Here is a 14962-nt window from a genome sequence, read left to right as displayed (position 1 = left end):
GCCGAATGCGTGCGACGAGTCGGTCTCCAGCCATAGAATGCATATGAAAAGCATCTTTGTTACGAGCTCTATCAATCGCGCGTTCGCCTCGGTGCCCAATCGGGATCTCGACATCGCGCCCCAGACACGCTGCCGCGCCATCTCGGCGGCATGTCACTTGACAAGAAGAGACATCTTGTAATGCTAGAAAGCATGTACGGACCGCTATTTCGACATGTTCTGTTCCCGTTGTACGAAACCCACATACGGAGACGGGCAACCCTGACGCGACTGCGTGAGATCGAACAATCGCAGTGGCGCCCGGAGCGCGAAATTCGAGAGCTGTCCTTTCGAAGGATGCTCGACGCGCTCCGCTTCGCCGAGCAGAAGGTGCCTTTCTATCGGCGCCGCTTCGCCGAGCATGGGGTACGTGTAGCAGACGTGAAGGCACCAGAGGATCTCGTGCGGTTCCCCGTTCTGACCAAGGCAGATATCCTCGCCCACGGGCGCGAGCTGCTCGCCGAGGGCTACACGGGCAAACTGATCGCGAGCGCGACGGGCGGCTCCACCGGGGAGTCGCTGCGGTTCTACCTGGACCACGGCACCTACGAGCATCGGATCGCCGCGGCGATGCGGTCGGACGGCTGGGCTGGGGCGAAGGTGGGGGAGAAGGAGCTCCACATCTGGGGGACACCCATCCTCCAGGAGAGCCGCCTCAAGAAGGGGAAGCGCGAGCTGCACGAGGCCATCCTCCGCAAGAAATACGTGAGCGCGTTCGACCTGTCCGAGCAACGGCTCGCCGCCGTCGTGGACGACATCGTACGCTACCGACCTAACTTGATCATCGGCTATACGAACCCGCTCTACCACACGGCGCGCTTCGCCCTCGAGACGGGCCGCAAGCTGCCGGCGCCCAGAGGCCTCGTGTGCTCCGCCGAGCGGCTCTTCGAGCACCAGCGCAGGACCATCGAGCGCGCCTTCGACGCACCCCTGTTCAACCGATATGGATGCAGGGAGGTGATGCTGCTCGCCTCGGAGTGCGACCGGCACGAAGGGCTGCACATCAACATGGAGGGGGTCTACCTGGAGCTGGTGCACGATGGCCGGCACGCAACGCCTGGCCAGCCTGGCGAGGTGATCGTGAGCGACTTTATCTCCCGGTCGATGCCGCTGCTCCGCTACAAGAACGAGGACATCGCCATCGGGTCCGCGTCGGCGTGCTCGTGTGGGCGAGGTCTGCCGCTCCTCGCCTCGGTCGAAGGGCGGGTGCTCGACATGATCGTGGGACCGGACGGACGGCTCTTGGCGGGCGAGTTTTTCCCCCACCTGCTCAAGGACTACCCGTCGGTGAAGCGCTACCAGGTCCACCAGGATCGGAGCGGGGCCATCACAATCAAGATCGTCCCGGCGAAGGATTACCAGGACGAGCACGCGCGCCTCATCGAGCAAGCCATCCGCAAACAGCTCGGCGACCGAGCCGTCATTCGGACTCGCGTGGTCGACGATATCGCGCTCACCCGCGGCGGCAAGCACCGCGTGACGATCTCCGACGTTCCGAGCAGGCTCGACGCGCGGAGGGATCCACCGCAAGCGAGCACGCTGGCGGCCTCCGCGGGGAGCGGCTTGGAACACCACTCCAACTGATCGACTTTCTTCGGCGCCTCAGCCAGTCAGGCCTTGTGTTCTCATGCAGGACGACAGGGCGCACATCAAGAGCGACGACCGGTTCGCGCGGGTCGTGAGCCGGGCGTGCAGCTCCAGCACGTCCCTCATCCGCCGCCATGGTCCAGCGCGCCCGCCATTCAGACGGCGGACCGCAGACCAGCGCGATGAGCGCGGTGGTCTGTACGCTAGCTGAGCGTGGTCGTCTGTAGGTTATCGAGGAGCGCGGAGCGGAGCGTCAAGATGGGGGCGCGGAGCGGGTCGCGAAGGTGTCCCGCTGCCTCTCGGATCGCCGAGATCGCCCACGCCCCCTGCGACGAGCTTGCCTCAGGCCACGGCCCGCGCGCTGTCCCCGAATGCCGCCTGCGCGAGCAGCCGCTGCAGCTCGCCCGCGCTCTCGTCCCACGATGGCGGCGCCGCCTCGGCGAACGCGCGCTCGTCCCAGGGCCGCGCAAGCGCCTCGCGGAGCGCCTTGGTGAGCGCCCTCACGTCGCGCGGCGGGACGAGCAGGCCTGTGCGACCGCCGGTGACCACGTCCGGGATGCCTCCGACGCTCGTAGCCACCACCGGGCGGCCGACGGCCAGCGCCTCGAGCACCACATTGGGAGTTCCTTCCGCCCAGCTCGGTAGCGTCAGCAAATCGGCGGCGGCGATGTAGCGCGCGACCGAACTGAGCGGGACCTCGCCAGCCGCGATGATCCGACCGCCCGCGCCCCGAGCGGCCTTGTGGCGCGCAGCGGCCTGGTCGACGGCGGCCCGGGCCGGTCCGGCGCCGACGAGCACGAGGTGGGTGGGCTCGCCCCCCTGCCGGGCGAGCGCCTCGAACGCCTCGAGCAGATCCAGGGTGCCCTTCGTCGGCTTGAGGTCACCGACGAAGGTGATGATGCGGCCGCGCTCCGGGAGGCCGAGCTCGCGCCGGGCGGCGAGCCGGTCGCTCGGGTGGAAGATCGCGCGGTCGACACCATTGCGGACGACGACCGCGCGGCCCGGCGCCGCGCCGAGCGCGGTGAGCAGCTCGGCCATCGGACGACTCACGGCGATAGCGTACGAGGCGGACCGAACCGCGGTGGCGACGAGCGGGCGCACCGAGCGCCAGCCAGCCACGACGTTCACGTCCGTGCCGTGCGCTTTGACGACGTAAGGAAGGCCGAGCAGCCGCGCGAGCAACGCCGCCGCGCAGGCATCCGGATACAGCCACGCTCCGACCACGACGTCGAACCGCCCGAGCAGCCGTGGGATGTGGGGCACCAGCCCCGTGAGGTAGAGCGGCGCGTTCACGGGCGCCAGGAGGCTACCCGCGCCGGGCAGGTACGGCGCGCGCGGGTGCACCACCGAGATGCCGTCTATCACGTCGCGCTCTGGCACCTCCGCCAGTCGCCCCGTGCGCGTTCGCGCGCCCAGCAGCGAGATCCCCGGGTGGTAGGGGATCGCCGCGAACACCTCGACCGCGCAGCGGCGCGAGAGGGCCGCGAGCTGCTGGCGCTGGAAGGCACAGGCGAACGGCTCGACTCGGTTCGGAAAGAGGCGCGTCACCCAGAGGACACGCGGCCTTCTTGGTCGTCCCTCCCCATTCAGCTTGGAGCTCGGGCTCACTCGGGGGCTCGCATTTGGATTGGGATCCGTGAACAACATATCCAGCATGATGCACCCTTCCTCCGGGGATCGGCGCGAGCTCCGTGGTGCGTCCTGCCACTCGACGTCGGCGCCCGTGCTGCGTGCGACCTCGCTCACCAGGCGTCTCAGCACGCAGAACGGCTCCCATTCGCTGGCAGCGAGCGAGTCGTCCCCCTGCACGAGTGATACCGCATACGAAGCTCGTGTCGAGTGGTTTTTCCAGTGTTGTGAGGTTTCAAGCATTGCTCGACGTGGGATGATCCGGGCGTCCTGCGTGCTCTCGTGGAGGGCGATCGAGCCTGGTCGGCGTCCCAGACACTCGGCTCAGGCGGCTCTCCTTGCGTCCAGACGGCAGGCGGCGCACCGCGGCGCCGGCGCGCGCCACGAAGACCATCGTCGGTCAGATTCGAGCAAAAGACCTCATGTCGCTATCGAGCTTGGCACGATGGTCGTACCCCTGTGCGAGCCATCACCAACTCCATGCGCTCCTCGACCCTGGCCTCCATCATCTTTCCATACCTATCTTGCCGAACGACGAAGGGATTGCCGCTCGTTGCATTCATCGATCGCGCTCTGGATCTCGGCACCAAGCCTGATCGACACGACGGTCTCCTCCCGCTCAACGCGCGCGTGCCGGCGCGCGCCACGGAGGCAGCGATCGGCTAGACTCGAACAGGAGACCCTATGTCGCTCAGACAGCGCGATTACATCCTCCGCATGATCGAGCAGCTGGCCGAGGCCATCGGCCGGATCGCCGGGCTCCGGCGCGCCGGCCAGCTCGACGAGGCGGAGCTGCTCGTCCGCACCACCGCCGACGGGCTCTTCGGCCCGATGCGGGACATGCTCGACCGGCTCGACGCCGCGGGCGCGGCCACCCTGCTCGGCGACCACGAGAAGATCGGCGCGTACGCGGCGCTCTGCGCGGAGCAGGGCGAGATCCTCGAGCTCCGGGGCCGGGCCGCGCCGGCGCTCGCGGAGCGCAGGCGCGCGCTCGAGCTCTACCTCGAGGCGGTGAGCCGCGCGCCCGAGGGCAGCCCCGGCGCGCAGGAGGCCGCGCGCGCGCTCCTCGGCCGGCTGGACGCCGCGCGCCTGCCGGAGCGGTACCGCGCCCTCGCCGCGAAGCTCGGCTGATCGGGGCAGCGGGGCTCGCCTGCCGCGCGCGCTGCGCCCCGCACCGATGCCGGTTGCAACGGCGCCGGTGCGCGACCATGACATGGGGAGCCCCTGTGGAGACGACCACTTCGTCCGCCAGCTTCGCCGCGCTCGGCATCGCACCTGCCCTCCTCGGCGTGCTCGCCGAGCTCGGTTACGAGGAACCCACGCCGATCCAGCGCGAGGCGATCCCGCACCTCCTGACCGGGCGCGACCTGCTGGGGCAGGCCGCCACCGGGACCGGGAAGACGGCCGCGTTCGCGCTGCCGCTGCTCCAGCGCCTCCAGATCGGCGGCGAGCCGCCCGGCCCCCCCCAGGCGCTCGTGCTCGTGCCGACCCGCGAGCTGGCCATGCAGGTGGCCGAGGCGATGCACCGCTACGGCCGCCGGCTCGGCGTGCAGGTGCTGTCCGTGTACGGCGGCCAGCCCTTCGGGCAGCAGCTGCGCGCGCTCCGCCGCGGGGTCCACGTCATCGTGGCCACGCCGGGCCGGACGCTCGACCACATCGGGCGCGGCACGCTCGCGCTCGACGGCATCCGCACCGTCGTGCTCGACGAGGCCGACGAGATGCTCGACATGGGCTTCGCCGAGGCGCTGGAGGAGATCCTCTCGGCCACGCCGGGCGCGCGGCAGACCGTGCTCTTCTCCGCGACGCTGCCCCCGCGGATCGCCGCGATCGCCGGCCGGCACCTGCGCGAGCCGGTGCGGGTCAAGATCGCGGGCGAGAAGGCGGCCCCCGGCGAGCTCCCCCGCGTCCGCCAGACGGCGTACATCGTGCCGCGGGCGCACAAGTCCGCCGCGCTGACCCGGGTGCTCGACATGGAGGACCCGTCGTCGGCCATCCTCTTCTGCCGCACCCGCAACGAGGTCGACGAGCTGACCGAGGCGCTGCGCGCCCGCGGCTACGAGGCCCAGGCGCTCCACGGCGGGTTCTCGCAGGAGCACCGCGATCGCGTGATGGCCCGCTTCCGCGCCGGCACGGCCGAGCTGCTCGTCGCCACCGACGTCGCGGCGCGGGGGCTCGACATCGAGCATGTCTCGCACGTCATCAACTACGACGTCCCCTGCGCCCCCGAGGTGTACGTCCACCGCATCGGCCGCACGGGGCGCGCCGGCCGCGAGGGCGCGGCGATCACGCTGGTCGAGCCGCGCGAGCACTACCTGATCCGCAACGTCGAGCGGCTCACCGGGCAGCGCATCGAGGCCGCCACCCTCCCGACCGTGGCCGACCTGCGCGCGCGGCGCCTGGAGCTGACGCGCGCCTCGCTGCGGGAGGCGCTCATCGAGGGCGGCGCCGAGCGGTTCCGGGTCGTGGTCGAGGGGCTCGCCGACGAGTTCGACGTGATGGACATCGCGGCGGCGGCGGTGAAGCTCGCCCACGACGCGACGGAGGGGGACCGGGAGGACGACGAGGCGGAGATCCCGTCGTTCCGGCCACCTCCGCGCGGGCCGGACCGCGCCCGCGACGACCGCGCGGCGCGCGGCCCCGCGGGGCCGCGCGGGCGCCCGGGCGAGGCGCAGGCGCGGCCGCGGCGCGAGGGGCGGGAGACCGACGGCAACATCGCCCGGCTCTACATCAGCGCGGGGCGCGCCGCGGGCATCCGGCCGGCCGATCTGGTCGGCGCCATCGCAAACGAGGCGTCGCTGAGCTCCCGCGACATCGGCGCCATCGAGATCGCCGACGGCTTCTCCACGGTGGAGGTCCCGGCCGACGCGGCCGACGCCGTCATCGAGGCGCTGCGCGCCACACGGCTGAAGGGCCGCAAGGTCCAGGTCCGCCGGGACGACGCCGGGTCCCGCGAGGCGCGAGGCGGCGCGGCCGAGACGCGCGGCGGCGTGCCTGGGGCTCGCGGCGAGGCGGCCGAGGCCGGGCCGCGCGCCGGCTCAGCCGAGCCCCGGAACGGCGCGGCGGGGATGGCGCCCCCGCGGCGTCGCCCACGGGCCTGAGCACCACGGTCAGACCAGGATCCCTGTGGGATCCCCCACACGCACGCTCGGAGTAAGGGTCTCCTATGCGGCAATGTTAGCCATGGCCTTTCGTTGCCCTTCGAATCGGTAGGATCCGGACCCGCGACGTCGTCCCATCGACGGTGACAATTGCACCGCGGTCGAGCTCGTCGTCATGCTCGCGAAGCACGCGGACGATATCGGCCCCCATCGCGTTCGGGAGAGGATCCAGGGTTCGAACCTGCAGGATGCTCGGACCGCTGGCGCCGGTTGTAGCGAGGATGATGCTGAAATCGAGGTCGTGCGTGAAGACGATGTACCCGCCCTGGCGTGCCCAGGCCATCAGCTCTCGATCCTGTGCTCGAGGGTCGCCGACTGCAGACCAGTGAACGGCCTCTATCCCTTCGCCCTTCAGGAACGGTGCCCAGGTCGGCGAGAGGTTCATGTCCACCAGAACTTTCATGAGGCCTTCAGCGGGAGCTCAACCTCCTCGACACGCCATGCCGCATAAGAGAGCGCCGCCATCACGTCGTCCCTCTCGAGGTAGGGATAGAGCTCGAGCACCTCCTCGACCGGGTGCCCCGCAGCCAGCAGTCCCAGGATGGTGCCCACCGTCACCCTCATCCCTCGGATGCAGGGCCGGCCCCCCATCACGGCGGGGTCGTGCGTGATCCGTTCCAGCAGCTCCGTCGGCATGCTGGCGAGGCTACCTCATCGTCGGCTCCTCCGCTCCCGTCAGTTGGTTTCTCGGCGAATGCGCGACCGCACCGGCGGGCGGCACGGCCGGCGCCCAAGCTGCCGCGGCCGGTCGCGGTGGCAGTAGCGGCGCGTTCCATGCTCACAGCAACGCGGGCATGGCGCCTCCGCGGCGCTGCCTTCGGGCCTGAGCGCCGCCGCCCGAGGCGCCAGGCTCAGTCGGCGGTGGTCTTCCGCCGCTGGAACTGGGCGAACAGCGCGGCGCGGACGTCGTCGTGCAGCGGCTCGCCCGGGAGCCCCTGGAGCGCGTCGATCGTCAGATCCATCTGCTTCAGGTAGGTGCGGCACCTGTCGCACCACGCGAGGTGCCGCGCGCAGCCCTCCTCCTGCTCGGAGGACAGCTTTCCCTCGCTCCTGTCGGTGATCATCTCGGTCAGCTGACAGCACGTGACGATCATGCGCGCTCACCCCCTCGTCATGTAGCGCTCGAGCGCGGCCCTGAGCTTCGATCGGCCACGGTGCAAGAGGACCCGCTGGTTCGCCTCGCTGATACCCAGGATCTCGCAGACCTCGTCGGACGGACACCCCTCCACGTCGCGCAAGAGGACCACCGCGCGCTGTCCAGGCGCCAGCGTCTCGAGCTCTCGCTGCAGCACGGCGCCTATCTCCTTGCGCAGCAAGAGCACCTCCGGGCTCTGCTCCGTCCACGGAACAGGCGGAGCCGCCCAGTCACCGGTGCTGTCGAATCGGGCCGGATCGACCGCCGGCTCGCCGCCGTGATCCCCGTCCTCCACCCAGGAGACAGGGACCATGCGCTTCTCTCGAGTGCCCCACGTCCTGGCGCGGTTCGTCAGGATCCTGAACACCCATGTCTTCAGCGCGGAGCGCCCCTCGAAGCGCACGAGCCCATCGAAGACCGCCGCCCAGGTCTCCTGGACGACCTCTTGCGCGCCCGCGGGGCCGGCGACCGCCCGGGCGAGCCGGAGCATGGGTGTGTGGAGCTGGGTCACGAGCTGCTCGAAGGCCTGCTCGTCGCCCGCGAGCAGCCGGCGGACGAGCGCGATGTCGTCCGCCGGCGCCGCGCAACCGGGCGCAGCCGCGTTGCCCGGCGCGGCGGGCGCGAGGAGCGGGCCTACCTCGGCCGATGCGCGCTGCGCCGTTGCGGCCTGTTTGCCGTCGGCGGCGGCCGAGGGGTCATGGGACACGCGGAGCACGGTATCACGCCGCCGAGCCCCGCATCAATCGACGTGGATCCGGGGCGGCTCGCCCCGCGGACGACGACGGCCGCCGCCCCGGTCAGAGCGATCTCAGCGCGTCCGCGACCTCCTTCGGCTTCGTCAGGAAGGGGGCGTGGCCCGCGTCGATCGAGATGACCCGCTCGCAGGGCAAAGCCGTGTACTGCTGCTTCTGCTCTGCAGGGCTGATGGCGAGATCCTTGAGCGCCTCGACGTAGACCCGGGGGACCCTCCCCCACCTCTCCTCCGTGACATGGATCGGCTCGTCGAACGGCTTCGCGGGCTCCTCGCGCAGGTGGCTCTCGAGCCGCGCGACGTCGTCCGGAGAGCAATCCTGGCAGAAGGCGTTCGCGGCCCACCCCTCCTTGAAGGTCAGCGTCGTGCCGTCCTCCGAAGGGGCCGCGTACGCCTTGATCGCGGCCCCTTCATCGTCGGCCCACTCCTGGCTCAGCGACTGGCCATCTTTGAGCAGGAAGGCGGTCAGGTAGACGAGCTTCTTCACCTTGTCGGGCCGCTGCTCGGCGGCCTGGCTCACCACGGTGCCGCCCATGCTGTGGCCGACGAGGATCACGGGGCGCGAGGCGCTGTCGATGGCCTCCACCACGGCGTCGGTATAGGCCTCTAGGCCGGCGTCCGCGACGGGCGTCTGGTCCTCGCCGTGAGCGGGGAGATCGAGGGCGATCACCTCGTTGCCGCCGGCCTCGAGGAGCGGCACCACCTTGTCCCATGCCCATGCGCCCACGAAGGCGCCGTGGACGAGGACATACGTGTTCTTGTCCGAGCCCTGGGAGCCGCCGCCCCCCGTGCCCCCGTCCGTGTCGCTGCCGCCGCAGCCGGGCAGCGCGGACGACATGAGCGCAGCGGCCGAGATCATGGTGCCAGACCGCAGGACCTTGCGAAGCAGACCGTTCATGGATGTCTCCTCATCGTCGCGAGGCTCTCCTCGAGCGCGACGTCATCGGTATTTCGACGTGCGATGGATGCGCGCGCCCCTGCGCCCGGGCGTGTCCCCGGCGCCGCGACGGCTATCCCGCTACCTGCACAGTCTCGGGGGGGGCCCGAACGTTACAGCCTGTTCAAGGAATCGTCCGGAGGGGGCCGGGGCCGCGTCCCGCCGGCGGGACGGCGCCGGACGCGGAGGCCGCCCGCGCGCCCGGCGGACCTGGTGGCGATGGGCGTTCTGGGCTAGACGCGTCGCCATGCCATCGGAGAGCGCCATGCCTGGCGGAGACGATCTCGTCGCGCGCGACCGCCGCTGCGTGATGCACCCCTACGCCGCGCCCATCTCGAGCGCGCCGCTCTTCGCGGTCGAGCGCGCGGAGGGCGTTCGCCTCACGCTGACCGACGGCCGCGAGCTCATCGACGGCATGGCGTCCTGGTGGGCCGCCATCCACGGCTACGCGCACCCGGCGCTGACGGCGGCGATCAGCGCCCAGCTCGGGCGGATGAGCCACGTGATGTTCGGCGGGCTCACCCACGCGCCCGCGGTCGAGCTGTGCGAGGCGCTGGTGGCGCTCACGCCCGAGCCGCTGACGCGCGTCTTCCTCGCCGACTCCGGATCCGTGTCGGTCGAGGTGGCCATCAAGCTCGCTCTCCAGTTCTTCATCGCGCAGGGGCAGCCCGAGAAGCGCCGCCTGATCAGCGCGCTCGCCGGCTACCACGGCGACACGTTCGGCGCGATGGCGGTCACCGATCCGGTCAATGGCATGCACCACCTCTTCCGCGGCGCGCTCGTGCAACACCTGTTCGCGGAAGCGCCCGGGCCGGCGTTCGACGCGCCCTGGTCGCCGGACGCCCTGAGCAGCATGGCCGCGCTGCTCGAGCGGCACGCGCACGAGGTCGCCGCCGTGATCCTCGAGCCGATCGCGCAGAACGCCGGCGGGATGCGATTCTACCACCCGCAGTACCTGCGCGAGCTGCGCGCGCTCTGCGACCGCCACGGCGTGCTGCTCATCTTCGACGAGATCGCGACCAACTTCGGCCGCACCGGGGAGCTGTTCGCGTGCCAGCACGCGGGCGTCGCGCCGGACATCATGTGCCTCGGCAAGGCCCTCACCGGCGGCACCATGACCCTGGCCGCCACGCTCTGCACGGAGCGCGTGGCCGCGACGATCGCCGGCAACGAGCCGCGCGTGTTCATGCACGGCCCGACGTACATGGGCAATCCGCTCGCCTGCAGCGCGGCGCTGGCCAGCGTCCGGCTCCTGCTCGGCTCGCCGTGGCGCGCGCGCGTCTCGGCCATCGAGGCGCAGCTCCGCCGCGAGCTCGCCCCTTGCCGCGCGCTCGACGCGGTGGCCGACGTGCGCGTGCTCGGCGCCATCGGCGTGGTCGAGCTCAAGCAGCCCGTCGACACGGCGCGCGTGCAGCCGGCCTTCGTGGAGCGCGGCGTCTGGTTACGGCCTTTCGGGAAGCTGGTCTATACCATGCCGCCTTACATCATCGAGCCAGCCGACCTATCGCGTATCAGCGAGGCGATCGTGGGCGTGCTGTCGGGGATTTGACGCGGGTCGACCATCAGCGTTCGTGTTGCAGCGGAGCGTCCCCACGCTGGCTGGGCGACCACATCCGCATTCATGCTCCCAATCCAAGGCCAACCGATCGCGTCCCGAACGTTCGCGCCATGTGTGAAGGTGCGTACACCACTGAAGCGAACGCTTCGGATGGCCCCGCTTGTGGACCCGGCTCGTTGGACCATAGACTCGTACGCGTGAAGTATTGCACCAAGCCTTCCTGTCCTCACCGACTGCGAACGCGCTCGCCGGCGGAGTTCATGGACTCCGTGGCGGTCTGCAGCGACTGCGGCACGCAGCTCGTGGCGGCCGACTCACCCGAGCAGATCGAGAGCATCGTCGCGCAGGCGGACGAGGGCTCAACCAGGGGCACGGGAGACGTCCCGACGGGCACCGGGGACGAGACGAGCGCGCTCAGCCGCACGAGGAAAGACAGGTGGGTAGGGACGGCATGCCTGGCCGGCGGAATCCTCTTCGCTGCATTGCCTGTCATCGGTGGCAGCCGCCGTGGCGACGGCAGCATCACGCTAGGTGACCTCGTCAACGCGCTGTTTCAACTTGGTATCGCCGCATACCTCGTCCGAAAAGGCATGTCGCTCCGTCGAGCTCCGTCCAGATCGTGAGATCCTCCAGAGCAAGAGCCCGGAGCGCCTCGTCGTGAGGTCGTGAGCTCGGCTCCGACGCTTGACGCGGGCGCGGGCGCCCGCGTCGAGCGTCGGATCGGGACGCGCCTGGCAACCCCGCCGTGCTAGCGTGCACGCCCAGGCCATCGCTCCTGCGCACACGGAGCACCCACGACCACGGGAGATGCGAACATGACCAAGGGCGCGTGTCTATGCGGAACGGTCCGCTTCGAGATCGACGGTCCGTTCCAGACCATGCTGAACTGTCACTGCTCGATGTGCCGCAAGTTCAACGGCACGGCGTTCACCACGGCCGTCGTCGCGCCGCTGCCCGGCTTTCGCTGGCTCGCCGGCGAGGACGCCATCCGCCCGTCCTGCGCGAGCGACCGTCGCTCCTTCTGCGGCACCTGCGGCTCGGCCACGCCGATGCTCCGCCCCGAGAGGCAGCTCGCCGTGCTCCATGCCGGCAACCTGGAGGGCGATCTCGGGATCGAGCCGAAGTTCCACCAGTTCGTCGGCTCCAAGGCGCCCTGGTACACGATCACGGATTCCCTGCCGCAATTCGAGGAATGGCGGCCCGAGATGCAGGCGCCGGTCGTCTCGCGCCCCGTGGCCCCGCCGAAAGAGGGCGTCACCCAGGGGAGCTGCCTGTGCGGCAGTGTGGCTTTCGAGTTCGACGGCGCGCCCCTCCGCATGGTGAGCTGCCACTGCACGCGCTGTCGCCTCGGGCGCAGCGCCGCGCACGCGACCAACGTCTTCGTCGCCCTGGACAGCTTCCGCTGGATCCACGGTGACGCGCAGATCGCGAGTTACAAGGTGCCCGACGCGCGGTTCTTCACCGTCGCGTTCTGCAAGCGCTGCGGCGGCGCGGCCCCGCGCCAGTCACCCGAGCGCGGCTTCGCCGTGGTGCCCGCGGGCACGCTCGACACCGATCCCGGCATCCGCCCCGCAGCCCACATCTTCGTCGACTCCAAGGCGAGCTGGTTCCCGATCACGGACGACCTGCCGCGGTTCGCCGAGTACCCGCCCCAGGCCTGACGCCGCGAGCGCGCGATCGGCTGAGGCGCATCACCGGAAGCACGGTCTGCGGCTCCTCGGGGCTCGAGCCGAAGCCGCTCCGCCTGGCGCTCGGTGCCGACGCGGTGAGCGGCGTCCGCGCGAAGCTCGCCAGCGTTGCGGCCGACGTCGACCGGACCGAGGCGTTCGCGCTCGACACCGCGATCGACGCCGCGGCGACCGGCGCGTGACACGACAGGAGGAGCAGTCGCTGCATGAGCCCCCTGTGCCGAGCTCGCGCGTCGAGCGCTTCGAGGTCCGCGCGCCGGCGGCGTCGTAGACGTACACGATCGCCCTGCCGTTGACCTCGACGCGCCGCAACGGTTCCCAGCAGGGGTGCGGAGACGGTCGAGGGTAGACGTATTCGAGGGCAGCGAGCGCTTCGTTCCGGCGCGATCACCTGGCAGTGCGCCGAGCGGATCCGACTCTCTCCGTGCAGCGCCTCGGGTTCGGCTGGGGCATGCTCCCGCTCGTCGAAGCCACATCGGTTGGCGCTCTAGCGGTGTTCGTGGTAGCTAGCTCCTCCAGCGCGATTCCGGATTGTTGGCCGCCAGCGAATATCAACGGATCCGCGGGAGATGCGCCGCAATGCGCGATATGCGCCATGCGCATGTCCCGACTCCCAGGCTGGCTCCGCGCGCTGGCAAGGGAGGGTCACACATGACGTTTTCTCGTTCTGCCTTTGTCGTTTCCATGTTCGTCGCGGTGCTCGCGGTCGGCTTCTCCGTCGCTCCTCCGGAGGGAGCTGCGGCTGAGGACGACGATGTCCTCCGATATGGTACGACGAACGACTATCTCTATGTCTCCGATTCATTCGGCGACACGGTCGTTCGCTTCGATGCAGAGACAGGCGCCCTTCTCGGGACGGTCGAGTCAGGCCCTGCGCTGCGGAGGCCGAACGGGGTCATCACCATCGGTCGCGGCTCACTGCTCGTCGCCAATCAGAACGCCGCGCTGCCCGTCAACGGCGAGATTTTGCGCTACGTCGGCCCGACCGGCCGGTTCACACGCGCGATCGTTCCGAGGGACGATCCTGACGCCCCGCTGACACCTCGGGGCATCGTCGTTCGTTCAGGCATTCTCTACGTGGCCAACCAGGGCCAGCCCGCCACCGGGGAAGAGGGGTCGATCTCTCTCTATCGTGTAGGGAGCGGCGCGTTCTTGGGCGACCTGAGCACGGCGGGTTATACGGACGACTTCTATCCTACCGGCATCGTCTTCGGTCCGGACGGCGATCTGTACGTCACCGTCAGGAACGCGGGAGGGGGCACTGCCCCCGGCGGAAGAGTGCTGCGTTTCGATCCTGAAAGCGGATTCGTGGAAGTCTTCGTCCCCGAAGGCGACTTCCCGTGCGACCTCAACCGCCCTGAAGGTCTGGTCTTCGGCCCTGACAACCGACTCTACGTAGTGAGCTTCCGGGCGAGCCCGAGCGACCTCGACCGGATCCTGATCTTCAACGGTGACACCGGCGAATGCGTCGACCAGATCCCCCTCAACGAGCCTGGTGCGCCGCGCGAGTTCGCGCAGGCCCTCGTCTTCGGCCCCGATGATTTCCTCTACGTGACCGTCATCACGTCGACGTTGCCGTTCGCTGGTGAGGTGCGCCGTTACGATGTAACCACGAAGGAGTATACCGTGTTCATCCCGGAGGGCATCATTGAGGCGCCGAACTACCTCGTCTTCGGCAGGAGCGATCCAGCCACGCTGGCCTACGGTCGCCATTAGAGCAGCGCTGGCGCGGCCGGCGGCGCCTTGCGCCGTGGGTCCTCCTCTCCATGCCACGTGATCGTACATCCCTTTGGCCTGGCCGCATTCGCGCGCCGACGCCAGGCAGCCGGCGCGCGCCGCGGAGGCGGCCGGTGTCATGCGACCGGGCGCCGCCTGGACCGGAGCGCGTCCCGCTGAGCGAACAGCCACGCGCCGCAGCACGCCGACGACGGCGCGCGCCCGTTCTTTCGTGACTTCCCTGTGGCGTGGCCCCTCCGGCTCCCTCGATCCAGCCCTCCCCTCACGCCACCGCCGCGGAGCGGCTTGCCCGACGGGACCGGATCCGCACGGAGGTACTCCGGCACCCGCGCGAGGTAGTCGTTGGTGTCCCCGTCCGCGCCCACCAGAAGCCCGAAGGAGAGGACGATCCCGCTCGCGAAGCCCCGCTGGATGACCTCCCTGACCTCGCTCAGCTTGTTCTGGCCCTTGTTCATCGAGCTGATCGACTCGGGGTTCAGCGACTCGAGCCCGGTGTAGACATAGCGGCAGCCCACCCCGCCCCATGAGGCGGACCAGTTCCGGGTCGCGCAGCACGTTGAACGTGAGCGCGCAGCCCCAGATCTTCTTGAGCGGCATCAGCGCCTCGCAGAGCTCCCGCAGGTAGCGGGGCGAGCCCCCCAGGTTGTTGTCGAGGAAGCTGAACACATCGTTGGTCACCCCCGGGATGCGCTGGTTGAAGATCATCCGGTCGCGGATGTCCCGGATCACGTGGTCGATGAGGC

14 protein-coding genes are annotated in these 14962 nt (G+C 70.0%); 7 read left to right on the top strand and 7 right to left on the bottom strand.

The genetic code is table 11. The annotated features are described in order from the left end of the window. The first annotated feature begins 336 nt into the window (after positions 1-336). Positions 337-1623, top strand: coding sequence for a phenylacetate--CoA ligase family protein (locus WMF12_RS03490; protein ID WP_437864970.1), 1287 nt, complete (start codon positions 337-339; stop codon positions 1621-1623). Positions 1624-1968: 345 nt separating this feature from the next. On the opposite strand, the gene WMF12_RS03485 is transcribed toward WMF12_RS03490, so the two are convergent. After that, entirely contained in the window at positions 1969-3174 is a 1206-nt protein-coding gene (locus WMF12_RS03485) for a glycosyltransferase family 4 protein (RefSeq protein ID WP_437864959.1), read from the bottom strand. A 765-nt stretch (positions 3175-3939) separates the two neighbouring features. Between WMF12_RS03485 and WMF12_RS03480 the strand changes: the two genes are divergently transcribed. Further along, positions 3940-4386, top strand: coding sequence for a hypothetical protein (locus WMF12_RS03480; protein ID WP_437744193.1), 447 nt, complete (start codon positions 3940-3942; stop codon positions 4384-4386). A gap of 77 nt (positions 4387-4463) precedes the next feature. Then, on the top strand, positions 4464-6353 hold the full coding sequence (locus WMF12_RS03475) for a DEAD/DEAH box helicase (protein WP_437864949.1): 1890 nt from the start codon (positions 4464-4466) through the stop codon (positions 6351-6353). Positions 6354-6429: 76 nt separating this feature from the next. Here the strand turns inward: WMF12_RS03475 and WMF12_RS03470 are convergent, their stop codons facing one another. From WMF12_RS03470 to WMF12_RS03450, 5 genes are all read right to left on the bottom strand, one after another. Then, on the bottom strand, positions 6430-6816 hold the full coding sequence (locus WMF12_RS03470; RefSeq protein ID WP_437864933.1) for a DUF5615 family PIN-like protein: 387 nt from the start codon (positions 6814-6816) through the stop codon (positions 6430-6432). Further along, positions 6813-7049 (bottom strand): DUF433 domain-containing protein, encoded by a 237-nt coding sequence (locus WMF12_RS03465; protein WP_437744190.1) that lies wholly within the window; start codon positions 7047-7049, stop codon positions 6813-6815. The genes WMF12_RS03470 and WMF12_RS03465 overlap by 4 nt, the downstream gene beginning before the upstream one ends. A gap of 215 nt (positions 7050-7264) precedes the next feature. Further along, positions 7265-7507 carry an anti-sigma factor family protein gene (locus tag WMF12_RS03460; protein WP_012233331.1) on the bottom strand — a complete coding sequence of 81 codons (243 nt, stop codon included), beginning with the start codon at positions 7505-7507 and terminating at the stop codon, positions 7265-7267. A gap of 6 nt (positions 7508-7513) precedes the next feature. Further along, complete coding sequence (locus WMF12_RS03455; RefSeq protein ID WP_437864911.1) at positions 7514-8263, bottom strand: RNA polymerase sigma factor; 750 nt, start codon at positions 8261-8263, stop codon at positions 7514-7516. A gap of 82 nt (positions 8264-8345) precedes the next feature. After that, positions 8346-9197, bottom strand: a complete 852-nt coding sequence (locus WMF12_RS03450; RefSeq protein ID WP_437864898.1) for an alpha/beta fold hydrolase — start codon at positions 9195-9197, stop codon at positions 8346-8348. Positions 9198-9501: 304 nt separating this feature from the next. Between WMF12_RS03450 and bioA the strand changes: the two genes are divergently transcribed. The 4 genes from bioA to WMF12_RS03430 all read left to right on the top strand — a co-directional run bounded on the left by bioA (position 9502) and on the right by WMF12_RS03430 (position 14198). Then, positions 9502-10785, top strand: coding sequence for an adenosylmethionine--8-amino-7-oxononanoate transaminase (gene bioA, locus WMF12_RS03445; RefSeq protein WP_437864888.1), 1284 nt, complete (start codon positions 9502-9504; stop codon positions 10783-10785). Positions 10786-11054: 269 nt separating this feature from the next. Beyond that, entirely contained in the window at positions 11055-11417 is a 363-nt protein-coding gene (locus tag WMF12_RS03440; protein ID WP_437864877.1) for a hypothetical protein, read from the top strand. A 192-nt stretch (positions 11418-11609) separates the two neighbouring features. Then, complete coding sequence (locus tag WMF12_RS03435; protein WP_437864872.1) at positions 11610-12455, top strand: GFA family protein; 846 nt, start codon at positions 11610-11612, stop codon at positions 12453-12455. A gap of 678 nt (positions 12456-13133) precedes the next feature. Then, on the top strand, positions 13134-14198 hold the full coding sequence (locus WMF12_RS03430) for a Vgb family protein (protein WP_437864864.1): 1065 nt from the start codon (positions 13134-13136) through the stop codon (positions 14196-14198). 137 nt (positions 14199-14335) lie between these two features. On the opposite strand, the gene WMF12_RS03425 is transcribed toward WMF12_RS03430, so the two are convergent. After that, on the bottom strand, positions 14336-14734 hold the full coding sequence (locus WMF12_RS03425; protein WP_437864856.1) for a hypothetical protein: 399 nt from the start codon (positions 14732-14734) through the stop codon (positions 14336-14338). Positions 14735-14962 lie beyond the last annotated feature (228 nt).

Origin of the sequence: Sorangium sp. So ce363, assembly GCF_051520435.1 — a bacterium.
GTDB classification, from domain to species: Bacteria; Myxococcota_A; Polyangia; order Polyangiales; family Polyangiaceae; genus Sorangium; species Sorangium cellulosum_B.
This window is presented reverse-complemented; position numbering and strand designations above follow the sequence as displayed.